18 protein-coding genes are annotated in these 23,061 nt (G+C 73.2%); 12 read left to right on the forward strand and 6 right to left on the reverse strand.

Annotated elements, in window-relative coordinates:
* Positions 1-23: 23 nt before the first annotated feature.
* The gene (locus ACL00U_RS03560; protein WP_412874077.1) at positions 24-2,387 is read left to right on the forward strand and encodes a beta-glucosidase; all 2,364 of its coding nucleotides are present in this window, start codon (positions 24-26) and stop codon (positions 2,385-2,387) included.
* Between the two features lie 97 nt (positions 2,388-2,484).
* Here the strand turns inward: ACL00U_RS03560 and ACL00U_RS03565 are convergent, their stop codons facing one another.
* Both ACL00U_RS03565 and ACL00U_RS03570 read right to left on the reverse strand, forming a co-directional pair.
* A complete protein-coding gene (locus ACL00U_RS03565) occupies positions 2,485-3,510 on the reverse strand; it encodes a glycosyl hydrolase family 18 protein (RefSeq protein ID WP_140448393.1) in 1,026 nt (341 codons plus the stop codon).
* Positions 3,507-4,262, reverse strand: a complete 756-nt coding sequence (locus tag ACL00U_RS03570) for a helix-turn-helix transcriptional regulator (RefSeq protein ID WP_412873832.1) — start codon at positions 4,260-4,262, stop codon at positions 3,507-3,509. The genes ACL00U_RS03565 and ACL00U_RS03570 overlap by 4 nt, the downstream gene beginning before the upstream one ends.
* A 197-nt stretch (positions 4,263-4,459) precedes the next feature.
* Here ACL00U_RS03570 and ACL00U_RS03575 point away from each other — a divergent pair, with 197 nt between their 5' ends.
* Entirely contained in the window at positions 4,460-4,627 is a 168-nt protein-coding gene (locus tag ACL00U_RS03575) for a hypothetical protein (RefSeq protein ID WP_214519833.1), read from the forward strand.
* Positions 4,628-4,654: 27 nt separating this feature from the next.
* Here ACL00U_RS03575 and ACL00U_RS03580 read toward each other — a convergent pair whose 3' ends face one another.
* The 3 genes from ACL00U_RS03580 to xylA form a co-directional block, all read right to left on the reverse strand.
* Positions 4,655-5,644 carry an acetylxylan esterase gene (locus ACL00U_RS03580; protein WP_412873833.1) on the reverse strand — a complete coding sequence of 330 codons (990 nt, stop codon included), beginning with the start codon at positions 5,642-5,644 and terminating at the stop codon, positions 4,655-4,657.
* Positions 5,645-5,713: 69 nt separating this feature from the next.
* Positions 5,714-7,177 (reverse strand): xylulokinase, encoded by a 1,464-nt coding sequence (gene xylB, locus ACL00U_RS03585; protein WP_412873834.1) that lies wholly within the window; start codon positions 7,175-7,177, stop codon positions 5,714-5,716.
* A 61-nt stretch (positions 7,178-7,238) separates the two neighbouring features.
* Positions 7,239-8,432, reverse strand: coding sequence for a xylose isomerase (gene xylA, locus ACL00U_RS03590; RefSeq protein WP_031259514.1), 1,194 nt, complete (start codon positions 8,430-8,432; stop codon positions 7,239-7,241).
* A 97-nt stretch (positions 8,433-8,529) separates the two neighbouring features.
* Between xylA and ACL00U_RS03595 the strand changes: the two genes are divergently transcribed.
* The 10 genes from ACL00U_RS03595 (at position 8,530) to ACL00U_RS03640 (ending at position 21,011) form a co-directional block, all read left to right on the forward strand.
* A complete protein-coding gene (locus ACL00U_RS03595) occupies positions 8,530-9,711 on the forward strand; it encodes a Gfo/Idh/MocA family protein (RefSeq protein ID WP_412873835.1) in 1,182 nt (393 codons plus the stop codon).
* The gene (locus ACL00U_RS03600) at positions 9,708-10,415 is read left to right on the forward strand and encodes a ThuA domain-containing protein (RefSeq protein ID WP_017886783.1); all 708 of its coding nucleotides are present in this window, start codon (positions 9,708-9,710) and stop codon (positions 10,413-10,415) included. Before ACL00U_RS03595 ends, ACL00U_RS03600 begins: the two co-directional genes overlap by 4 nt.
* Positions 10,400-11,512: a Gfo/Idh/MocA family protein gene (locus tag ACL00U_RS03605; RefSeq protein WP_159557467.1), complete on the forward strand. Its 1,113-nt coding sequence runs from the start codon at positions 10,400-10,402 to the stop codon at positions 11,510-11,512. The genes ACL00U_RS03600 and ACL00U_RS03605 overlap by 16 nt, the downstream gene beginning before the upstream one ends.
* A 34-nt stretch (positions 11,513-11,546) precedes the next feature.
* Positions 11,547-12,596 (forward strand): sugar phosphate isomerase/epimerase family protein, encoded by a 1,050-nt coding sequence (locus tag ACL00U_RS03610; RefSeq protein ID WP_214532988.1) that lies wholly within the window; start codon positions 11,547-11,549, stop codon positions 12,594-12,596.
* 185 nt (positions 12,597-12,781) lie between these two features.
* A complete protein-coding gene (locus ACL00U_RS03615; RefSeq protein WP_214585036.1) occupies positions 12,782-14,080 on the forward strand; it encodes an ROK family transcriptional regulator in 1,299 nt (432 codons plus the stop codon).
* Positions 14,077-15,108 carry an NAD(P)-dependent alcohol dehydrogenase gene (locus tag ACL00U_RS03620; protein ID WP_262118434.1) on the forward strand — a complete coding sequence of 344 codons (1,032 nt, stop codon included), beginning with the start codon at positions 14,077-14,079 and terminating at the stop codon, positions 15,106-15,108. Before ACL00U_RS03615 ends, ACL00U_RS03620 begins: the two co-directional genes overlap by 4 nt.
* 1,028 nt (positions 15,109-16,136) lie before the next feature.
* Positions 16,137-17,519, forward strand: coding sequence for an MFS transporter (locus ACL00U_RS03625; protein ID WP_017886778.1), 1,383 nt, complete (start codon positions 16,137-16,139; stop codon positions 17,517-17,519).
* A gap of 171 nt (positions 17,520-17,690) precedes the next feature.
* A complete protein-coding gene (gene glmU / locus ACL00U_RS03630; RefSeq protein ID WP_056072793.1) occupies positions 17,691-19,118 on the forward strand; it encodes a bifunctional UDP-N-acetylglucosamine diphosphorylase/glucosamine-1-phosphate N-acetyltransferase GlmU in 1,428 nt (475 codons plus the stop codon).
* 61 nt (positions 19,119-19,179) lie between these two features.
* Entirely contained in the window at positions 19,180-20,157 is a 978-nt protein-coding gene (locus ACL00U_RS03635; RefSeq protein ID WP_017886775.1) for a ribose-phosphate diphosphokinase, read from the forward strand.
* A 71-nt stretch (positions 20,158-20,228) separates the two neighbouring features.
* Positions 20,229-21,011: a putative protein N(5)-glutamine methyltransferase gene (locus ACL00U_RS03640; RefSeq protein WP_259575735.1), complete on the forward strand. Its 783-nt coding sequence runs from the start codon at positions 20,229-20,231 to the stop codon at positions 21,009-21,011.
* A 387-nt stretch (positions 21,012-21,398) separates the two neighbouring features.
* Here the strand turns inward: ACL00U_RS03640 and ACL00U_RS03645 are convergent, their stop codons facing one another.
* A complete protein-coding gene (locus ACL00U_RS03645) occupies positions 21,399-23,033 on the reverse strand; it encodes a molybdopterin-dependent oxidoreductase (RefSeq protein WP_412873836.1) in 1,635 nt (544 codons plus the stop codon).
* Positions 23,034-23,061: the final 28 nt, after the last annotated feature.

A 23,061-nucleotide genomic window follows, 5' to 3' on the forward strand; every position in this document is an offset into this window, starting at 1 on the left:
GCGCCGACGCCCTGCTCGCCGAGATGACCCTCGACGAGAAGGTCGCCCAGCTCGTCGGCTACTGGCTCGACCAGAACGGCGTCGTCGCCCCCATGCAGGGCGAGATGGCGGCCGTGCAGCAGGGCGGCACCCTGGCGGACATCACCCGCGACGGCATCGGGCAGTTCACCCGCGTCTACGGCACCCGCCCCGTCGAACCCGACGAGCGTGCCGCCTGGCTCTGGGCGGAACAGCGCCGCCTGCAGTGCGAGACCCGGCTCGGGATCCCGGCGCTCGTCCACGAGGAGTGCCTGACCGGCCTCGCCGCGTGGAAGGCCGCGACGTTCCCGACGCCGCTGGCGTGGGGCGCGTCGTTCGACCCGGAGCTCGTCGAGCAGGTCGGCGCCGCGATCGGTGCGTCGATGCGGCAGCTCGGCGTCCACCAGGGCCTCGCGCCGGTCCTCGACGTCATCCGCGACCCGCGTTGGGGGCGGGTCGACGAGTGCATCGCCGAGGACCCCTACCTGGTCGGCACGGTCGGCACCGCGTACGTGCGCGGGTTGCAGTCGGCGGGGGTCGACGCGACCCTGAAGCACTTCCTCGGGTACTCGGCGTCGCAGGCGGGGCGGAACCACGCCCCCGTGCACGCCGGGGCCCGTGAGGTCGCGGACGTGTACCTGCCGCCGTTCGAGATGGCGCTGCGCGACGGGGGCGCCCGGAGCGTCATGAACTCGTACGCCGAGATCGACGGCGTGCCCGTCGCAGCGAACGGCGAGCTGCTGACCGGCCTGCTCCGCGACCGGCTCGGTTTCGACGGCACGGTCGTCGCGGACTACTTCTCGGTGGCGTTCCTCGAGGTCATGCACGGCATCGCCGCCGACCGTGGCGAGGCCGCGGCGCTGGCGCTCGAGGCCGGCATCGACGTCGAGCTCCCGACCGGTGACGCGTACCTCGCACCGCTCGTCGAGCGGGTCCGCAGCGGGCAGGTGGACGAGGCTCTCGTCGACCGTGCCGTGCTCCGGGTGCTCCGGCAGAAGGAGCGGCTCGGCTTGCTCGAACCGGACGCCTTCGCCGAGGACGCCCCCACCGGGATCGACCTCGACACCCCGCTGCACCAGGCGCTCGCGAAGCGGCTGGCAGCCGAGTCGCTCGTGCTGCTGTCGAACGAGGGCGGCCGCGTCAGCGTCGACAGCGGCACCGCCGACGGCACCACCCCCGTCCTCCCGCTCGCACCGGGGGCCTCGGTCGCCGTCATCGGCCCGAACGCCGACCGCGCCGAGGCGCTGCAGGGCTGCTACTCGTTCGCCAACCACGTGCTCGCCTCGCACCCCGACCTGCCGCTCGGCTTCGCGATCCCGACCGTCCGCGAAGCCGTCGCCCAGGCGCTCGGTCCGGCAGCGGTCCGCTTCGCCACGGGCTGCGCCGTGACGGGGAACGACCGGGCCGGCTTCGCCGAAGCCGTTGCGGTCGCATCCGCCTCGGACGTCGCGGTGGTCGTCGTCGGCGACCAGGCGGGCCTGTTCGGCCGGGGCACGGTCGGCGAGGGCAACGACACCGAGTCGCTCGACCTGCCCGGCGTGCAGCGCGAGCTGGTCGAGGCCGTCGTCGCGACCGGCACCCCCACCGTGATGGTGCTGCTCACCGGCCGGCCGTACGCGATCGGCTGGGCGCTCGACGGCGACCAGCCGCGCCCGTCCGCGGTCGTGCAGGCGTTCTTCCCGGGCGAGGGCGGCGGGCTGGCGATCGCCGACCTGCTGACCGGCGTGGCCTCGCCCTCGGGCCGGCTGCCGCTGTCCCTGCCCCGGTCCGCCGGCGCGCAGCCGTTCACGTACCTGCACCCGCGGCTCGGCGGTCCGTCCGACGTCACCGCCGCGGACTCGACGCCGGTGCGACCGTTCGGTTTCGGCCTCGGCTACACCGACTTCGCGTACGACGAGCTCGTCGTCGACCCGGACGTCCGGTCCGACGGCGTCTTCACCGTGTCGGTGACGGTCCGGAACACCGGGGTGCGCGACGGCGAGGACGTCGTGCAGCTCTACGGGCACGACGTGCACGGCAGCGTCACCCGGCCCGAGGTGCAGCTCCTCGGCTACGCGCGCGTCGCGGTCGCAGCGGGGGAGTCCGTGCGGGTCCGCTTCCGCGTCCCGGTGCAGCGCTTCGCGTTCACCGACCGTCGGATGCGCAGGGTGGTCGAGCCCGGCGACGTGCAGGTCTGGGTGGCGTCGCACGCGGCGGCGTCGCGGCCGTCAGGCTCGGTGGCAGCGGGTGGGATCGTCGCCTCGGGCGACGGTCCGGTCCGACACCCCGTCCCCGGCACCGCCACCCAGCGCGCCACCGTCGCGGTCACGGGCGCGGTGCACGAGGTCACCCCGGGCGACCCCCGCCTGGTGGCGTGGTCGCTCGTCTGACCCGGTGACGGACCACGTGCCCTGGGCGTGACCGGGTGACGGACAGGAGGCGCGGTGCGGGCTCGCACCGCGCCTCCTGTCCGTCAGCGGGTCCTGATCACCCGACCGGCTCGAGCCGGTCGGACAGGTCCAGTGACCAGACGGCGACGCCCGTCAGGCCGAGCCGCTCCGCCAGCGCGACCCGCGCACGCAGTGAGCGTGCGTCGGACCACCAGAGCACCTCGCCGCTCGGCAGGGTCGCGGTCCACTCGCCGACCGTCGCGTCCCAGCGGGCGGTCGCGCCCGCCTTCCGGACCCGGAGCCGGGCCTGGGCGTCGGAGAGCTGACCGGCCGGACGCTTCCCCTTCCAGTGGTAGCCGTACCCGGCGACACCGAGCACGATCTGGTCGGCGGGAGCGAGGCTCACGAGTGCACGGGCGGCCTTCGACGACCACGCGAGCGAACCGACCGGACCGGGTGCGTCCGGCTCCCAGGGGCCGTGCTGGTCGTAGGCCATGAGCGTCAGGTGGTCGAGCGGGGCACGGAGGGCGCGCACGTCGTAGCCGAGGCGGGCGTACCCGGCCGCGGTGGTCGACGCGGACAGGGCGATGTCGAGCCGGACGTCGTCGCCGACGGCGGCCCGGAGCTCGCGGGCGAAGGCGGTGAGACCGGGCTTCTCGGCCTTGGTCAGCGCCTCGAGGTCGATCATGACCGAGTCCCAACCGCCCGTGGCCACGTCGGCGGCGAGTGATCGGACGACCCGGGCGCGGTTCGCGGGCGAGGTGAGCAGCCTGCGGGCGATCGGCTCGCTGAAGTCCCCGTCGGCCTCGGAGTAGTTGCTGACGAGCAGCTGCGCGGTGAGCCCGTTGGCGTGTGCCCGGTTGCGCTGGGCCTTGGCGGCGCGCGACGGTGCCGTGACCTTCGACCCCGTGCGGTTCAGCAGCAACCCGTCGACGCCGACCACGTCCATCGCGGCGGCGTTCGCGTCCACCAGGACGGTGTCGGCGTTCTCGGGCTGGAAGCCGGTCACGTCGAACCCATCAGCGTGGGCGGCGGTCGGGGCCGTGCAGCCGGCGAGTGCGAGTCCTGCGGTGAGCGCGGCGGCGAGCAGTGCGGAGCGGCGTCGACGCGGGGTGCCGGTCATGCGGTGGGTCCGTCCGGTCGTCCGGGGTGGCCGGGTGCCGACCACGGCGGGAGCTCGGCCGACGGGTACCCGCCGTGCTGGTCGGGCGCCCGCAGCATCGGGTTGACGGCACGCAACCGGATGCCGGAGGTGTCACCGGCGACCCCGCGGACGGCGCTCGCCAGCAGGAACGCGACGACGTCAGCGGTGCTGCCGTCCGGGTCGTAGCCGTGCCAGGGGTGGTCGTCGCCCTGGGCGCGGCGCAGGGCGCTGGCGAACGTCGCGTCGGCGTCCTCGATCTCCACCTCGCAGTCGAGCACGACGCGGAAGCGCGAGCCCTCGCCCGGGGGGACACCGAGGTCCGTCGTGGCGCGGGGGTCCGGGTCCGCCGGGTCGAACGACCGGAGCGCCGCCGACGGTGCGGTGCCGAACGCGGCGCGGTACTCGGCCGCCATCCGCCCGGCGTTGCTGAAGTGCCAGTGCTTCGCGACGTCCGCGATGGTGCGACGGTCCGCCGGTGTCATGGAGAGCAGGTCGCGGTGGACGCCCTCGAGCCGGACCCCGCGCAGGTACGACGCTGGCGAGGTCTGCAGCTCCCGCCGGAACGCGCTCTGCAGGCCTCGGGTCGACAGGTTCGCGGCGGCGGCGATGTCCGGTACCGAGATCGCTTCGCGGGCGTGTGCGTGCACGAACCGCAGCGCCTCGTGCACGGTGCGGGACAGCCGTGCTCCGCCGTGCTCGGGACCACTCGCCGTGGTCGGTGCCTGGTCCATACGTGGGAGCGTACGAGGCGCTCGTGTGGATCGGCCTCCGACGCCACGACGCCGTCGGTATCCGAGGTGCGCGGATGTGACCCGCACCCGTTCGGGGGGCATCGTGGACGCCGCGCGAGGCGTTCACCGTCCAAGAGGTACTCAAACTGTCCTCCTCCGAACAGGGTCGGAGGCTCGGGGACAGATCGGAGGATCTGATGAGTGGTTACGAGCGCGCACCGGGGGTCGCCCCGGTCCACATCACCTCCTACCGGGCGCGGGCACGGGCTGCCAGACGCGGCTGGATCGTGCAGTCCGAGGACGACGTCGACCGCGAGCGCTTCACCTTCGGGGACCTCCGCGCGCAGCGTGGACCGAACCCGTGAGCAGCGACCGCTGACGCGCGACGTCCGTCAGCGCAGGCGGTCCGCCAGGAACGCCGCCTGACGCTCCCAGTGCCGGAAGCCGCCGCCTTCGTGCCCGTTGTACGGGTACACGGCGATCTCGCGGTCGGTGGAGCCCAGGGCGTTGAACGCGGCGAAGGTCGTGCGCGGCGGGACGACGTCGTCCATCAGCGCGACCGAGAACAGCGCCGGTGCGGTGATGCCGGCGGCGTGGTTCACCCCGTCGAAGTACGCCGCGGTCTCCCACACGCCCTCGGCCGCGTCGCGGTGCACGGCGAGGTACTGCGCGAGCTCCAGGTACGGACCGCCCACCGCGACGTCGGTGCCGTTCCGCCAGTCGGCCAGGAACGCCACGTCGGGCAGCACCGCGGTGATCGGTCCGACGTGTGCCTCGACCAGGGCCGCTGCGGCGATCGTGATGCCGCCGCCCTGGCTGCCGCCGGTCAGGGCGATGCGCTCGGGGTCGACCCCGGGCAGCGTGCGCACGGCGTCGACCAGGCGGACCGCGTCGGTGTACACGCGGCGGTAGTAGTGGTCGGCAGGGGAGCCGATGCCGTTCGTCATCCACCCGCTGGCGTGCGGTGCGGAGCCGTGCGGGTCCGGGGTGTCGCCGCCGGCCCACCCGGAGCCCTGGCCGCGGGTGTCCATCACCACGTGCACGTACCCGGCGAGGGCCCAGTGCACGCGCTCACCCGGGCGACCGCGGCCACCGCCGTAGCCGAGGAACTCGACGACGACCGGCAGTGCGCCCGGGTCGTCGGTCACGGGACGGTTGACCCACGCCCGCACCGGGTCACCGGCGAACCCGGGGAACGTCAGGTCTTCGACGACGAGACCGGTGACCGGGGTCTCGGCGGGCACGAGGACCGGCTCGACCCCCTCGCCCGCGGTCCGGGCGGCGGCGATCGTGTCCGCCCAGAAGGCGTCGAAGTCATCTGGGCGCCGGACGTCGGAGCGGTGGGCGCGGAGCGCGTCGAGGGGCAGGTCGGTCAGTGGCATGGTGTGTCCTCCGGGACGATCGTGCCCCCGGCACCGTCGAGGACGGCGCCGGGGGCACGGAGTGTCGGTTCAGCGCGCCGCCGCGCGGTACTGCTCGAGCACCTCCGGGTGCGGGTCGGACGGCACGGTGGTCGTCGCGGTGTCCCACGTCGGCAGGGCTCCGGTGAGCGCCCACGCGGCCTGCTTCGCAGCCCCCGCGGCGACGTACTCGCCGGGCTCCGGCACCAGGACGTCACGGCCGAACACCTGCGCGGCGACGGCGCGGACCGCCGGGTTCCGCGCAGCGCCCCCGATGAGCAGCAGCCGCTCGACGGTCACGCCGGTGTCCTGCACCGCGGTCAGTCCGTCGGCGAGGGCGCAGAGCATCCCCTCGACGGCCGCCCGGGCCAGGTGCGCCCGGTCGGTGGTCGCCGGCGTCATGCCGAGCAGCGAGGCGGTCGCGTCCGGCCGGTTCGGCGTGCGCTCGCCGACGAAGTACGGCACCAGGACGAGGCCGTCGGCCCCGGCCGGCGCCTGCAGTGCCAGCTCGCCGAGCGCGTCGTGGTCGACGCCGAGCAGGCCGCCGATCACCTCGAGCACGCGGGCCGCGTTGAGCGTCGTGACGATCGGGAGGCGCGACCCGGTCCCGTCGGCGAAGCCCGCCACGGTCCCGCTCGGGTCACGCACCTCGGCGTCGCTGACCCCGAAGACCGTGCCGCTCGTGCCGAGGGACACCGCGACGTCGCCCGGGCCGAGACCCAGGCCGAGCGCTGCCCCGGCGTTGTCACCGAGTCCGGCGCCGACGACGAGGCCGGAGGGCGCGACCGCGCCGCCGGGCAGCTCGACGTCGGTGGACAGGGTGCCCATCGCCTCGTCGGGAGCAACCACGCGGGGCACGACCACGGCGTCGTCGTCACCCATCGACGCCGGCCGCATCGGCCGCCCGAGTGCGAGCTCGAACAGTTCCGGGTCGTACTCGCGGCGCACCGGGTCCCAGTACGCCGTGCCGCTGGCGTCGGACGCGTCCGTCGCCAGGGCCTCCAGGTCGGGGCCGAGCGGACTCTCGTCCGCCGGACCGTACCCGCGGAGCCGCCATGACAGCCAGTCGTGGGGGAGCGCCACGGCCGCGACGCGGGCCGCGTTCTCGGGCTCGGCGTCGCGGAGCCACCGCAGCTTGGTCCCGGTGAACGACGCGACCGGCACCAGCCCCGTCCGGGCGACCCACGCCTCCTGGCCGAGCTCGTCGACCATCTGCGCGGCCGCGTCCGCACTGCGGACGTCGTTCCAGAGCAGGGCGTCGCGGACGACGCGGCCCTCGGAGTCGAGCGCGACCATGCCGTGCTGCTGCCCGGCGACGGCGACGGCACCGACGTCGTCGAGGCCACCGGCGTCCGCGACGGCGGCACCGAGGGCGTCCCACCAGTGACGGGGGTCGACGGAGGTGCCGTCCGGGTGGGACGCGCGGCCCTCGCGGACGACCGCACCGGTCGCGGCGTCACGGATGGTGACCTTGCAGGACTGGGTCGAGGAGTCGACCCCGGCGACGAGTGCCATCAGTTCTCCTCGGCGGCAGGCCGCCTCGGCGCGCGGAATGCGGCCGCTGGCGCGTCCGCGTTCAATTCCGCGCGCCCATGAGGTGCTCCATCGCGAGCTGCTGCAGGCGGACGAAGCCGAAGCCCTTGCCGCCGAAGTAGGCGTCGGTGTCGAAGTCCTCGTAGGCGGAGCGGTCGGCGAGGAACGTGTCGTACGACTCGCCGTCGTTCAGCGTCGGCGTCGACAGCTCGCCGACCTTCGACGCCTCGAGTGCCGCCTGCACCTCGGGGTCGGCGCGGAACGCCTGCGCACGCTCCTTGAGGAGCAGGTACATGCGCATGTTGGCCGACGCGGAGTCCCAGACACCGCTGATGTCCTCGGTGCGGCTCGGCTTGTAGTCGAAGTGGCGCGGGCCGTCGTACGCCGGGCCGCCCTGCGGGGCACCGTGCTCGAGCAGGTCGACGAGCGAGAACGCGTTCTGCAGGTCGCCGTGGCCGAACACCAGGTCCTGGTCGTACTTGATGCCGCGCTGACCGTTGAGGTCGATGTGGAAGAGCTTGCCCTGGTAGAGCGCCTGGGCGATGCCGGCGGTGAAGTTCAGGCCCGCCATCTGCTCGTGGCCGACCTCGGGGTTGATGCCGAACAGCTCCGGGCGCTCGAGCGTCTCGGTGAAGGCGATCGCGTGGCCGAGGGTCGGCAGGAGGATGTCGCCGCGGGGCTCGTTCGGCTTCGGCTCGATGGCGAACCGGATGCCGTAGCCCTTGTCGGTGACGTACTGGGCGAGCAGGTTGACGGCCTCGCGGTACCGCTCGAGCGCGGCCTGCACGTCCTTGGCGCTGTCGTACTCGGAGCCTTCGCGGCCACCCCACATCACGAACGTCGAGGCGCCGAGCTCGGCGGCGAGGTCGATGTTGCGCAGGACCTTGCGGAGCGCGAAGCGGCGGACCTGCCGGTCGTTCGAGGTGAAGCCGCCGTCCTTGAAGACCGGGGCGGAGAACAGATTCGTCGTGACCATCGGCACGACGATCCCCGTCGACTCGAGGGCGCCCTTGAGGCGGTCGATCTGGGTCTGGCGCTCGGCGTCGGTGGAACCGAACGCGAACAGGTCGTCGTCGTGGAAGGTCAGGCCGTAGGCCCCGAGCTCGTCGAGCTTCTCGACCGCCTCGACCACGTCGAGCGCGGGGCGGGTCGGCCCGCCGAAGGGGTCCGAGCCGTTGTAGCCGATGGTCCAGAGACCGAAGGAGAACTTGTCTGCACGGGTGGGCGTCGTTGCCATGGTGGTCACCGTTCGTCGTCGAAACAAAATGTTGCCGCGCCCAACATAAGCGGTAGTGTTGGCTGTGGCAAGCACGTGATCGCAAAGGAGCGAGCGGATGGCACAGGAACGACTGCGGGTCGCGATGGTGGGGCACGGCTTCATGGGAGCCGCACACTCACAGGCGTGGCGGACCGCTCCCCGGTTCTTCGACCTCGGGGCCGACCCGGAGATGGCGGTGATCGTCGGGCGTGATCCCGAACGCACCGAGGCAGCCCGGCAGCAGTACGGCTGGCAGGCGGCGTCCACCGACTGGCGTGCCGTCGTCGCCGATCCGGACATCGACGTGGTCGACGTCGTGTCCCCGGGGTCCTCGCACGTCGAGGTCGCGATCGCCGCGCTCCAGGCCGGCAAGCACGTCCTGTGCGAGAAGCCGCTCGCCAACACCGTTGCCGAGGCCGAGGCGATGACCGCCGCTGCCGACGCCGCCCGCGAACGCGGCGTCCGGGCGATGGTCGGGTTCAGCTACCGCCGCGTGCCCGCGATCGCGTTCGCCCGGCAGCTGGTGCAGGACGGCCGGATCGGCACCGTGCGCCAGGTCCGCGCGCTCTACCTGCAGGACTGGTTGTCGGACGAGGACGGCCCGATGACCTGGCGGCTCGACAAGTCGCTCGCGGGGTCCGGTGCGCTCGGCGACATCGGCGCGCACGCCATCGACCTGGTCGAGCACGTCACCGGTTCGTCGCTCGCCACCGTGTCGGGCACGCTCGAGACATTCGTGACCGAGCGTCCGTTGATGGCCGAGGGGGTCGGGCTCTCCGGCACCGCGTCGAGCGAACGCGGGCAGGTCACCGTCGACGACGCCGCGTTCTTCACCGCACGGCTCAGTGGCGGCGCGGCCGACCGTGCGATCGGCACCTTCGAGGCGACGCGCTACGCGACCGGGCGGAAGAACGGCCTGACGCTCGAGATCAGCGGTTCCGACGGCGCGATCCAGTTCGACCTCGAGGCGATGAACGAGCTGCGGTTGTACGAGTCGAACGCCCCGGCTGGGGAGCAGGGCTTCCGGCGCATCCTGGTCACCGAGCCCGAGCACCCCTACATGGCCGCGTGGTGGCCGACCGGACACCTCATCGGGTACGAGCACACCTTCAGCCACCAGGTGAAGGACTTCATCGACGCCGTCGCCACCGGCACCGACCCGTCACCGTCGTTCGCCGACGGCCTGCACGTGCAGCGGGTCCTCGACGCCGTCGAACGCAGCGCCGCCGCCGGCAGCACCTGGACGGCGACCTCGTGAGCGCCGCCGAGCAGACCCGCCGGGCGCTCGTCGTCCGCGGCGGGTGGGACGGCCACCAGCCCGTCGAGACCACCGACCTGTTCATCCCGTTCCTGCAGGAGAACGGGTTCGAGGTCCGGGTGTCGGACTCGACGGCCGTCTACGCCGACGCCGCCGTCATGGACGAGGTCGACCTGATCGTACAGGTCGTCACGATGTCGACCATCGCCGACGACGAGTTCGCCGGGCTGCAGCGCGCGGTCCTGGGCGGCGCCGGACTGGCCGGCTGGCACGGCGGCATCGCGGACGCGTTCCGGAACACCGCCGACTACCTGCACATGGTCGGCGGCCAGTTCGCCCACCACGCGGGCAAGCACCCCGACGAGCGCGTCGGGGAACAGTCGGACAACTACATCCCGTACACGGTGCACATCACCGACCTCGGGCACGAGCACCCGATCACGCAGGGCATCGAGGACTTCGACCTCGTCACCGAGCAGTACTGGGTGCTGTCCGACGAGTACAACGACGTCCTCGCGACCACCACCCAGGACGCGCGCGACTTCGACGCCTGGAACCGACCGGTCACCGCACCGGCGATCTGGACGCGGCAGTGGGGCGAGGGCCGCGTGTTCGTCTCCGCACCAGGGCACCGCCTCGAGGTCGTCGAGTCGCAGCCACTCCGCACCATCATCGAACGGGGACTCCTGTGGGCAGCACGGTGAACGAGGGGGTGCTCCGGGTCGGCGTGGTCGGCGTCGGGGTCATCAGCCAGCAGTACTTCGAGCACTTCCCGGCCCTGCCCGGACTCGAACTCGCCGCGGTCGCCGACCTCGACGTCGCCCGTGCCCAGCAGGTCGGTGCGGCACAGGGCGTGCGCGGCACCACCGTGGACGACCTGCTCGCCGCCGACGACGTCGACGTGGTGCTCAACCTGACGATCCCGGCCGCACACGCCGACATCGCCACCCGGGCACTCGCCGCCGGCAAGCACGTCTACGGCGAGAAGCCGCTCGCGATGTCCACCGCCGAGGCCGCACCGGTGCTCGAGGCCGCCCGCACCGCCGGCCTGCGCGTCGGCAGCGCCCCGGACACCGTCCTCGGCACCGGCATCCAGACCGCGCGCGCCGCGCTCGACGACGGCGCGATCGGCACCCCGGTCGGCGCAGCCGTCGCCTGGAGCGCCCCCGGGCACGAACGCTGGCACCCCGCGCCGGCCTTCTACTACCAGCCCGGCGGCGGACCGCTGCTCGACATGGGGCCGTACTACCTGACCAGCCTCGTCACGTTCTTCGGCCCCGTCGTCCGGGTCAGCGGCAGCGCGACCCGCTCCACCCGCGAGCGCACCGTCGCCACGGGGCCGAACGCCGGCACCCCGATCCCGGTCGACATCGACACGCACGTCGTCGCGATCCTCGAGCACGAGGGCGGCGTGGTCTCCACCGTGACCGTCTCGTTCGAGGTCTGGGCCACCCGCGCCCCGCTGTTCGAGGTGTACGGCACCGCGGGCACCCTGGGCGTCCCCGACCCGAACCGGTTCTCGGACACCGTGTCGATCGCCACCGCCGACGACCGCTCGTGGCGCGACCTGCCGGTCGCCGCCGGGTACGCCGACGCCGGTCGCGGCTACGGCCTCGCCGACATGGCCCACGCGATCGCGACGGACCGGCCGCACCGGGCCTCCGGCGACCTCGCGTTCCACGTGCTCGAGGTCATGGAGGCGGTCTCCGCCGCCGCCCGAGACCACTCGGTCGTCGATGTGCACTCGCGCGTCGAGCGACCCGCCACCGTCCCGGCCGGGTCCGCGCCCGGATCCTGGTGACGGAACCCGACCACCGCGAAGAAGGACGACGACGATGACGACGACGGACGCGAGCGACACGACGGACACGACCCGGGCCTCCCGGCCGGTCACCCTGTTCACCGGACAGTGGGCCGACCTGCCCTTCGAAGAGGTGGCCCGACTCGCCGGCGAGTGGGGCTACGACGGGCTGGAGATCGCCTGCTGGGGCGACCACCTGGACGTCCGGCGCGCCGCGACGGACCCGGAGTACGTCGCCGGGCGCAAGGCGATCCTGGAACGCAACGGGCTGCAGGTCTGGACGATCGCCAACCACCTGGTCGGCCAGGCCGTGTGCGACGACCCGATCGACCAGCGGCACGAGGACATCGTGCCGCCGCACGTGTGGGGCGACGGCGATCCCGAGGGCGTGCGGCAGCGTGCGGCCGAGGAACTGCAGTGGACCGCCCGTGCCGCCGCCGCGCTCGGGGTGGACACCGTCACCGGGTTCTCCGGCTCGTCGATCTGGAAGACCGTCGCCGGGTTCCCGCCCGTGCCGCCGGCGATGATCGACGCCGGGTACCAGGACTTCCACGACCGCTGGTCACCGATCCTCGACGTCTTCGAGGAGGTCGGGGTCCGGTTCGCGCTCGAGGTGCACCCGTCCGAGATCGCCTACGACTACTGGACCGCGAAGCGCACGCTCCAGGTGTTCCAGGACCGCCCGGCGTTCGGGTTCAACTTCGACCCGTCCCACTTCGTCTGGCAGGACCTGGACCCCGCCGCGTTCCTGCTCGACTTCGCCGACCGGGTGTACCACGTGCACTGCAAGGAGTCGGTGAAGCAGCTCGACGGTCGCAACGGCCGGCTCGGGTCGCACCTGCCGTGGGGCGACCCCCGGCGCGGGTGGGACTTCGTCACCGCCGGCCACGGGGACGTGCCGTGGGAGCGGGTGTTCCGCGTGCTGAACCACATCGGGTACGCCGGCCCGACCAGCGTCGAGTGGGAGGACGCCGGCATGGACCGCCTCGTCGGCGGGCCCGAGGCGCTGGCGTTCGTACGGCGGCTCGGCACCATCGCGCCGCCGGAGGCGTCGTTCGACGCCGCGTTCTCGCAGTCGCGCTGACCGGGCCGCCTGCGTTCGAACGCCCCCACCGCTTCCGGGCGTACCTGCTGAATCCGGGCACACCTGGTCGTTCGTTTCGACCAGGTACGCCCGATCCCGCTCTCCATCGCCGGCGTTCTGGGAAGGACCGAGCACGCGAAGATGGGCAAGCAAGCAAGCAAGCAAGGACCGACCGAGAGGACCCGATGGCACGCACAGCTGCAGCACCCGGTGTCGCGCAGACCCCGGCGCTGCGCAACGCCGCACGTGTCCTCCGCCTGGCGCACGAGGACGGTCCGATCACCCGCGCCGAGCTCACCCGCCGCACCGGACTCAACCGCTCAACCACGCTCACGCTCGTCGGCGAACTGGTCGAACTCGGGCTGGTGCACGAGGACGTGCCCGGGACCGGCAGCACGAGTGCTGGCGTCGGCCGCCCGAGCCCGGTGGTCCGTGCCTCGGCGGAGGTGGTCGCGGTCGCCGTCACGGTCGAGGTGGACGCCGTGACCGTCGCACTCGTCGGACTCGACGGCAGCGTGCGCACCCGCGCGGTGGCGGCGAGCGAGAGCGCCCCGACCGCTGCCGAGGCGGTCGAGACCATCGCCGGACTCCTGGACGAGTTGATCGCCGGGGAAGGCCCGCCCACGCGGATCGCCGGAATCGGTGTCGCGGTCCCCGGGACCGTGCGGGTCGAGGACGGCGTGGTCCGCTACGCGCCGCACCTCGGCTGGCACGACGAACCGATCGCCCGTCCCCTCGCCGAGCGCACCGGTCTGCCGGTCCGAGCCGCGAACGACGCGAACTCCGGCGCCTGGGCGGAGCGGCTGTACGGCAGTGGCCGCGGAGTCGACGACCTGATCTACCTCAACGGTGGCGCGAGCGGTATCGGCGGCGGCGTCATCAGTGCCGCTCGGCCCCTCAGCGGTGCGGACGGGTACGCCGGCGAGCTCGGTCACACCTTCGTCGCAGCGAACGGTGTCCGTTGTCACTGCGGTGCTGTCGGGTGTCTCGAGACCGAGGCGTCGCGTGATGCCCTGGTCGCTGCCGCCGGCGTCGCCTCGGACGACCCGTCAGCGCTCGGCGCGGCGCTCGCGCAGCGCCGTCCCGAGGTCGAGCGGGTGGTCGACCGCCAGGTCACGGCCCTCGCGACCGCACTCCGCAATGCCATCCACACCGTCAACCCCGAGGTGGTCGTCCTCGGTGGGTTCCTCGGAGTGCTCCTCGGCCACGTCGGGAACCGCATCGAGGCCGAGGTCCGGGCCCAGTCGATGGCTGCCGTGACCGAGCGGCTGCGCATCGCACCGGCGGCGCTCGGTGCCGATGTCCTGCTCCGAGGCGCTGCTGAACTCGGGTTCCGTGATCTGCTGCGCGACCCGACGGCAGCGCGGCTCAGACCGGCCACCGCGGCGCCCGCGGCGACCGCGCCCGCGGCATCCGCCGCCGCCCCCTCCACCACCCTCACGTCCGGCCGCGACGACGCGGCCGAGGAAGCGAGAACCGCATGACCTCCACCCAGCGCACCAGTGTCCTGCTCGGCACCCAGGACCTCACCGTCGAGGACCGCCCGGTCCCTGGCGTCGACGCCGGCGACGTGCTCGTCCGGGTCGCGGCCGTGGGCGTCTGCGGCTCCGACGTGCACTACTACCGCCACGGCCGCATCGGCGACTTCGTCGTCGAGGAACCCCTCGTCCTCGGCCACGAACTCTCCGGCACGATCGAGGCGGTCGGCGAGGGCGTCGACCCGTCCCGTGTGGGGGAGCGCGTGGCCATCGAGCCGCAGCGCCCCTGCCACCGCTGCGCGCAGTGCCTGGCCGGTCGCTACAACCTCTGCCCGCACATGCGCTTCTACGCGACGCCGCCGGTCGACGGCGCCTTCACCGAGTTGGTCACGATCGAGTCCGAGTTCGCGCACGTCCTGCCCGACTCGGTGTCGTTCGAGGCCGGTGCGCTCCTCGAGCCCCTGTCGGTCGGCATCGCCGCCGTCCGCAAGGCCGGCATCGTGCCCGGTTCGTCGGTGCTCATCGCCGGTGCCGGTCCGATCGGCATCATCTGCGCGCAGGTCGCGAAGGCATTCGGTGCATCGCGCATCGTCGTCAGCGACCTGGTCCCGGAGCGCCGTGCGCGGGCCCTGGAGTTCGGCGCCACCGAGGTCGTCGACCCCACCGTCGTGTCCGTCGCGTCCGACATCGTCCCCGTCGACGCGTTCATCGACGCCAGCGGTGCGCCCCGTGCGGTCTCGGACGGCATCAAGGCGGTCGGTCCGGCGGGTGCCGCGGTGCTGGTCGGGCTCGGCAACTCCGAGATGACCCTGCCGGTCGAGCACATTCAGAACCTCGAGGTCACCGTCACCGGGATCTTCCGGTACACGAACACGTGGCCGGTGGCGATCCAGCTGGTCGCGTCCGGGCAGGTCGACCTCGACTCGCTCGTCACCGGCCGGTTCGGGCTCGACGACGTCCGCGAGGCTCTCGAGAGCGACACCGACCCGGAGTCGCTCAAGTCCGTCGTCTACCCCGGCGGCATCCCGGCCTGAGCCGGCACGGTGCAGGCTTCGCCGGCCCGGGCCGCGTTGCGTGCCTGGTGCGGCGTTGCGGCGGGGCACGGCGCGTGGAAGCGCGCACCGGGTGCCGACGCGCGCACGGTGCGGACGGGAGGCGCGGGGCCGGGCCGCGACGTGCCTCCCGTCCGGCACGGTGCGGGCTTCGCTGGCTCGGGCCGCGTTGCGTGCCTGGTGCGGCGTTGCGGCGGGGCACGGTGCGTGGAAGCGCGCACCGGGTGACGACGCGCGCACGGTGCGGACGGGAGGCGCGGGGCCGGGCCGCGACGTGCCTCCCGTCCGGCACGGTGCGGGCTTCGCTGGCTCGGGCCGCGTTGCGTGCCTGGTGCGGTGTTGCGGCCGGGCACGGCGCAGGCTTCGCCAGCCCGGGCCGCGTTGCGTGCCCGGTGCGGCGTTGCAGCCGGGCACGGTGCGTGGAAGCCCGCACCGGGTGACGACGCGGGCACGGTGCGGACGGGAGGCGCGGCGCCGGGCCGCCCCGTGCCTCCCGTCCGGCACGGTGCGGGCTTCGCTGGCTCGGGCCGCGTTGCGTGCCTGGTGCGGCGTTGCGGCGGGGCACGGTGCGTGGAAGCGCGCACCGGGTGACGACGTGGGCACGGTGCGGGCGGGAGGCGCGGGGCCGGGCCGCGACGTGCCTCCCGTCCGGCACGGTGCGGGCTTCGCTGGCTCGGGCCGCGTTGCGTGCTTGGTGCGGTGTTGCGGCCGGGCACGGTGCGTGGAAGCTCGCACCGGGTGACGACGTGGGCACGGTGCGGACGGGAGGCGCAGGGCCGGGCCGCGACGTGCCTCCCGTCCGGCACGGTGCAGGCTTCGCCGGCTCGGGCCGCGTTGCGTGCTTGGTGCGGTGTTGCGGCCGGGCACGGTGCGTGGAAGCTCGCACCGGGTGACGACGCGGGCACGGTGCGGACGGGAGGCGCGGCGCCAGGCCGCCCCGTGCCTCCCGTCCCGCACGTGACCCGGAACGGGGCCACCGCCGCGTCACCGGGACGCGCTACGGTTCGCGCATGACCGCTTCACCGGCCGCCGTCGTGCCGCAGCGCACCGACCGGCGCGCGCTCGTCTCCTGGGCGCTCTGGGACTGGGGGTCGGCCGCGTTCAACGCGGTCGTCACCACCTTCGTGTTCAGCACGTACCTGGCGAGCCGGGCGTTCGTGGACCCGGCGCTCGTCGGCGACACGTCGGTGGCGGGCAAGGCGATCGTGGAGCGGGAGCTCGCGCACAACGCCGCCGTCGTGTCCACCGCACTGACCATCGCGGGCATCGTCGTCGCGCTCGTGGCCCCGGCCATGGGGCGGCTCGCGGACTCGTCCGGACACCGCCGTCGCTCCGTCCTCATCGCCACGATCGGTGTCGCGCTGTCGATCGGCGGCATGGTCTTCGTCGCGCCGAGCCAGCCGTACCTGTTCCTCGGCGCAGCCCTGCTCGGCATCGGCACCGTGGCCTACGAGATCGCGACCGTCGGGTACAACGCCATGCTCGGGCAGGTCGCCTCCGGGGAACGCACCGGCCGGGTGTCCGCCATCGGGTGGGCGGCTGGGTACTTCGGCGGGATCGTGCTGCTCGTGCTGCTGCTCGTGCTCTGCATCCAGGACTTCCGGGGCGACGGGGTCGTCGGCGGGCTCCTGCAGCTGCCGGCGACCGTCGCCACCGGGCAGTGGGACGTCCGCGTCGCGATCGGCATCGCCGCCGTCTGGCTGGCCGTCAGCTCGATCCCGCTGTTCCTCACCGTGCCCGAGGCAGTGCCGGACCGCACCCGCGGCGGTGGCGTGTTCGGCGCCTACGCGGACCTCGGTCGCGACATCGCCCGGCTCTGGCGCGAGCGGCGCAACGTCCTGGCGTTCCTGCTCGCCAGCGCGGTGTTCCGCGACGGCGTCGGTGCCGTCTTCACGTTCGGCGGGATCGTCGCCGCCCAGGTGTTCGGGTTCACGCCGTCCCAGGTCATCCTGTTCGCCATCGCCGCAAACGTCGTGGCCGGCATCGCGACGTTCGTCTCCGGACGCCTCGACGACCGGTTCGGGTCGCGTGCGCTCATCATGGTCTCGCTCGTCGGACTCGCCGTCTGCGGGGTCGGGGTCTTTGCCGCCGGCAACGAGACGCAGTGGTTCTGGGTGCTCGGGCTGACCCTCGCGGTGTTCGTCGGCCCGGTGCAGTCGTCGTCGCGTGCCCACCTGGCGCGGTTGACGACCCCCGGCCGCGAAGGCGAGCTCTTCGGCCTCTACGCCACCACCGGCCGCGCCGCGTCGTTCCTCGCGCCGGCGCTGTTCGGCGTCGCGGTGACCGTCGGTGGGTCCACCCGGTTCGGGATCCTCGGCGTGGTCGTCGTGCTCATCGCCGGGCTGGTGCTTATGGCCTTCGTCAAGCGGGAGCCGCAGGTGGTGCAGGGCTGACAGCCGGCCTGGGCCTCGTCCGCGGCGTGCGGGGCTGAGGCACGGCGTGCCGTCGGCCCGGGCCTGGAGGCACGGTGCCGGTCCGTCCACAGGCTGCGGTTGTGCGCACGGTTGGGCACAGGACCGTGCTCGCGTCGGACGCCACGGGCTCGGGTGCGCCAGGATGGGTCCATGACCGACCAGCGCATCGCCGTCGTCGTCCTCGCCGCCGGGCAGGGCACGCGCATGAAGTCGTCCACGCCCAAGGTGCTGCACCGGCTCGCCGGGCTGCCGCTCATCGGGCACGTGCTGCGCACGGCGTCGTCGCTCAGCCCCGAGCACGTCGCCGTGGTCGTGCGGCACGAGCGTGATCGTGTCGCGGCCGAGGTCGTCGAGCGCGCCCCTGACGCGATCATCGTCGACCAGGACGCCATCCCCGGCACCGGCCGTGCGGTCGAGGTGGCGGTCGACGCCCTGCCCGCCGACTTCGACGGTGCCGTCGTCGTGCTCTCCGGCGACGTGCCGCTGCTCGACGCGGCGTCGCTCCGCCTGCTCGTCGACGCCCACGTCGGTGCCGCCAACGGGGCGACCTTCGTCAGCGCGATCGCCCCCGACCCGACGGGCCTCGGACGGATCGTGCGTGATGGCGCTGGCGCCTTCGTCAGCGTCGTCGAGCACAAGGACGCGACGGCCGAGCAGCTGGCCATCACCGAGGCGAACGCGGGCATCTACGCGTTCGACGTCGCGCGGTTGCGGGCGGTCCTGCCGTCGCTCACCACGGCGAACGCGCAGGGCGAGAAGTACATCACCGACGCCCCCGCGCTGATCAGTGAGCGCGGCGGGCGCATCGACGTCGTCACCCTGACCGACCCGTGGCTCGTCGCCGGCATCAACGACCGTGCGCAGCTCTCCGACGCTGCGCGCGAGCTCAACGCCCGCATCGTCCGCGGCCACCAGCTCGCCGGTGTCACCGTGCAGGACCCGGCGACCACCTGGATCGACCTCGACGTCACCATCGAGCCCGACGCCGAAGTCCTGCCCGGCACCCAGCTCATCGGTGCCACCGCGATCGCCGCCGGTGCCGTCGTCGGTCCGGACACCACGCTGCGCGACACCGAGGTCGGTGCCCGCGCCACGGTCAACCGCGTCGACGCCACCCTCGCGGTGATCGGGGACGGCGCCTCGGTCGGCCCGTTCGCCTACCTGCGGCCCGGCACGATCCTCGGCGACGACGGCAAGATCGGCACCTTCGTCGAGACGAAGAACGCCCGGATCGGTCGCGGCAGCAAGGTCCCGCACCTGTCCTACATCGGCGACGCCGAGGTGGGCGAGGACTCGAACATCGGCGCGAACACCATCACCGCGAACTACGACGGCGTGCACAAGCACCGAACCGAGGTCGGCTCGAACGTCCGTACAGGCTCGCACAACGTGTTCGTCGCCCCCGTTAGGATTGGTGACGGTGCGTACACCGGCGCCGGGACCACCGTCCGCAAGGACGTTCCGGCAGGATCGCTCGCGATCAGCTACGCCCCACAGCGCAACACCGACGGATGGGTCGAGGAACACCGACCCGGCACACCGGCGGCCGAGGCTGCTCGGCTCGCGAACGGCGAATAGATCCTGGCGACCACCCGTCGCCGACATCGACCCCTCGTGGGTCAGGGAGTGAGCACCGCACTTGTCCGGAATCAAGACAACCGGCCAGAAACGACTCGTCCTCGTCTCGGGGCGAGCACACCCGGCGCTCTCTGCCGAGATCGCGGAGGAGCTCGGGGTCGACCTCGTGCCGACCGATGCACGGACGTTCGCGAACGGTGAGCTCTACGCCCGCTTCGACGAGTCGGTCCGTGGCTGCGACGCCTTCGTCATCCAGTCGCACACCGCGCCGATCAACGAGTGGCTCATGGAGCAGCTCATCATGGTCGATGCCCTGAAGCGTGCCTCGGCGAAGCGCATCACCGTCGTGGCGCCGTTCTACCCCTACGCCCGCCAGGACAAGAAGGGCCGCGGCCGCGAGCCGATCTCGGCCCGCCTCGTCGCCGACCTGTTCAAGGCTGCCGGCGCGCACCGCATCATGAGCGTCGACCTGCACGCTGCGCAGATCCAGGGCTTCTTCGACGGCCCCGTCGACCACCTGTTCGCGATGCCGGTGCTGCTCGAGCGCTTCCGCCAGATCCTCGACCCGAAGACGCTCACCGTCGTGTCGCCGGACATGGGCCGCGTCCGTGTCGCCGACATCTGGTCCGAGAAGCTCGGTGCGCCGCTCGCCATCATCCACAAGCGTCGCGACCCGCTCGTGCCGAACCAGGTCTCGGTGCACGAGATCGTCGGTGACGTCAGCGGTCGCGTCTGCCTGCTCGTCGACGACCTGATCGACACCGGCCGCACGATCGCGAAGGCTGCCGAGGCGCTCAAGGACGCCGGCGCCACGGGTGTCGTCGTCGCCGCGACCCACGCCGTGTTCTCCGACCCCGCCACCGAGTTGCTGCAGAGCGAGTTCATCGACCGCGTGGTCGTGACGGACACCCTGCCCCTGCCGATGGACAAGCGCTGGGACCGCCTCGAGGTGCTGCCGATCGCGCCGCTCATCGCCCGTGCCATCCACGAGGTCTTCGACGACGGTTCCGTGACGTCGATGTTCGACGGCGCAGCGTAGCGGAGCCGTCGACCCATGGGCACAGCCGACGGCGCAGGACCATCTCCGCGACGTGACGTGTCCCGTTGCCCGTGGTGACCCATCCCGCGCGTGACGCCCTCGCGGCCCGGCTCCGGGCCGCCGGGAGCGTCTTCGCCGAGGACGAAGCCGACCTGCTGCTCGAGGCCGGTGACGGTGAGCCGGTGCGACTCCGCACCCTCGTGCAGCGTCGGCTGGCCGGTGAGCCGCTCGAGTACGTGCTCGGCTGGGCCGCCTTCGATGGGCACCGCATCCGGGTGACCCCCGGGGTCTTCGTGCCGCGCGCCCGCACCACCCTCGTCGTCGAGCAGGCTGCGCGTCGGCTGCAGCGTTACGACCGCGTGGTCGACCTGTGCTGCGGCGCGGGTGCGATTTCGGTCGCCCTGTTCGGACGCGTCGGCGCGCTCGACCTCGTGGCCACCGACATCGACCCGGACGCCGTCGACGTCGCGGCCGAGAACATCGGCGACCGCGGCATCGTCGTCGCAGGCGATCTGTTCGCGCCGTTGCCCGAGCGGTTCCGCGGGGCCGTGACGGTCATCGCGGTGAACGCCCCGTACGTGCCGACGGCCTCGATCGCGTTGATGCCGACCGAGGCCCGGGAACACGAGCACCGAATCGCCCTCGACGGTGGTGCGGACGGTCTCGACCTGCACCGTCGGATCGCCGCGAGCGCGGGGGAGTGGCTCCGGCCCGGTGGCGCGGTCGTCATCGAGGTGTCCGAAGCCCAGGCCGAGGCGTCCGCCGCTGCGTTCGCGGCCGCCGGCTTCACCACCGCCGTCGAGCGGGACGCCGAGGTCGACGGCACCTGCATCGTCGCGACCCTGCCCGCCTGACCGCACGCTGCCCGCCGGTGCCCGGTGCCCGGCCCCCGGCGCCCGGCCCCCGCCGCCGAGTGGTCACGACATGCCGCTCAGGTTCGCTGGGGCGGCACGAAGTGTCGCCTGCGCGTCCGCGAACGGACGCTTCCTGCACCCTCGGCGCGACGCATGTGGCGTGTCACGCGACCGGGGTGAGGGGCGGAGCGGGCCGGCACCGGTCCTCCAGGCCGTCGGGTGACCGGAGCACGCCTGCGGCCAGTGGTCACGACATGCCGCTCAGGTTCGCCGGGGCGGCACGAAGTGTCGCCTGCGCGTCCGCGAACCGACCTTTCCTGCTCCCTCGGCGGACCTCAGCGGGCGTGTCCCGCGACCCTGCGACTCCGAGACTCCGCTGCCGGAGCGTCAGCGCGCGTCGACCGTCACCGTGTGCCAGCCCGTCGCCCCGTTCGGCGCCGGCGGCCGGTCCACGCTCGTCTGCACCTCGCCGTCCGCACTGGTCGCGCGCACCTCGATGCGGTGCGAGCCGGAGGTCGGCGTCCACCGCACCACCCACTGCCGCCAGGTGTCCGCGGAGACCGAGTCGGCGAGTTCGGCGCGCTGCCAGTCGCCGCCTCCGACGCGGACCTCGACGGCCTTCACGCCCTTGTGCGGCTGCCATGCGACCCCGGCGATCGCCACCGGCTTGCCCGCGGTCACGGTCGACCCGTTCCGCGGTGTGTCGATGCGCGACTCGAGCTTGACCGGGCCACGCTCCGACCAGCCGCGCGGGGTCCAGTAGCCCTGCGCGTCGGCGAAGCGGGTGACCTCGAGCTCGGTGACCCACTTCGTCGCCGAGACGTACCCGAACAGCCCCGGCACGACCATCCGCACGGGGAACCCGTGCTCGGTCGGCAGGGGTTCGCCGTTCATCCCGACCGCGAGGAGCGCCGCGGTGCCGTCGTCCTGCAGTACGTCGAGCGGGGTGCCGGCGGAGAACCCGTCGATGCTCCGTGAGAGCACCATGTCGGCGTCGCCCGTCGGACGCGCCCGGGCGAGGAGTTCGCGGATCGGGTAGCCCAGCCAGCGGGCCGTCCCGATGAGGTCACCGCCGACCTCGTTCGACACGCAGCTCAGCGTGGCGACGTGCTCCTCGAGCGGCAGGGCGAGCAGCTCGTCCCACGTCAGCGTGATCTCGTTCTCCACCGCGCCGTGGATCCGGAGCGACCAGTCGGCGGGGTCGACCATGGGCACGCGCAGCGCCGTGTCGATCCGGTAGAAGTCAGCGTTCGGCGTGATGTACGGGGTGATGCCGTCGACGTCGAGCGACGCACCGGCGGGGACCGCCGGTGCAGCGGTCGCCGCCGCGGGCAGCCGGATGGCCCGCCGGGCAGCAGCGGCCGCCTGCATCGCGGACGACCCGAGCCGGGAGGCGGTGCCCACCACGACCGCGAGGGTCGCCGTCGCGACACCCCAGATCAAGAACGTCCGGCGCTCCGCCGAGGCGGGTCGCGGGGCCGCTGACGGCACGGCAGCCGCTGCTTCCCACGGTCGCAGCCGCTGGAGCAGCAGGCGCAGGACGACCACGGCCGCGGCGATCCCGAGGACCGTCGGGGCGCCGTCCAGGCTCCCGCTGCCCGAGCGGGTGCTGACGGCCAACAGCGCCAGCACACCACCGGCGGCGAACACGAGCGCACCGAAGGGCGGGCGTGCGCGCTCGAGGACTCCGGCACCGGCACTGATCGCGATGACGATCACCGTCATGAGCACGAACAGGGCGACCTTGTCCCCGGTGCCGAACACGGCGACCATGAAGTCCTTCGCACCCGGGGGAGCGAGGTCGATGACCGCTGAACCGACGGCGACCAGGGGGCTGCCCGCCCCGCCGAGCAGCAGTGCGCCGAACTCGGCGACACCGAGGAACGCGGCGGCGGCCACGATGCCGACGATCGCGGCGATCAGCGTCCAACGTCGGGTCGGAGGTGCATCGGGCCCGCGCGTCCCGGAGGACGGATCCGCCGTCGGTCGGCCGATCGGTTCGTCCGTCGTCTCGGTGGTCACCGCCCGAGCGTAGGTCGTCAGGCCGCTC

Origin of the sequence: Curtobacterium poinsettiae (genome assembly GCF_047226435.1) — a bacterium.
Classification (GTDB): domain Bacteria; phylum Actinomycetota; class Actinomycetes; order Actinomycetales; family Microbacteriaceae; genus Curtobacterium; species Curtobacterium poinsettiae.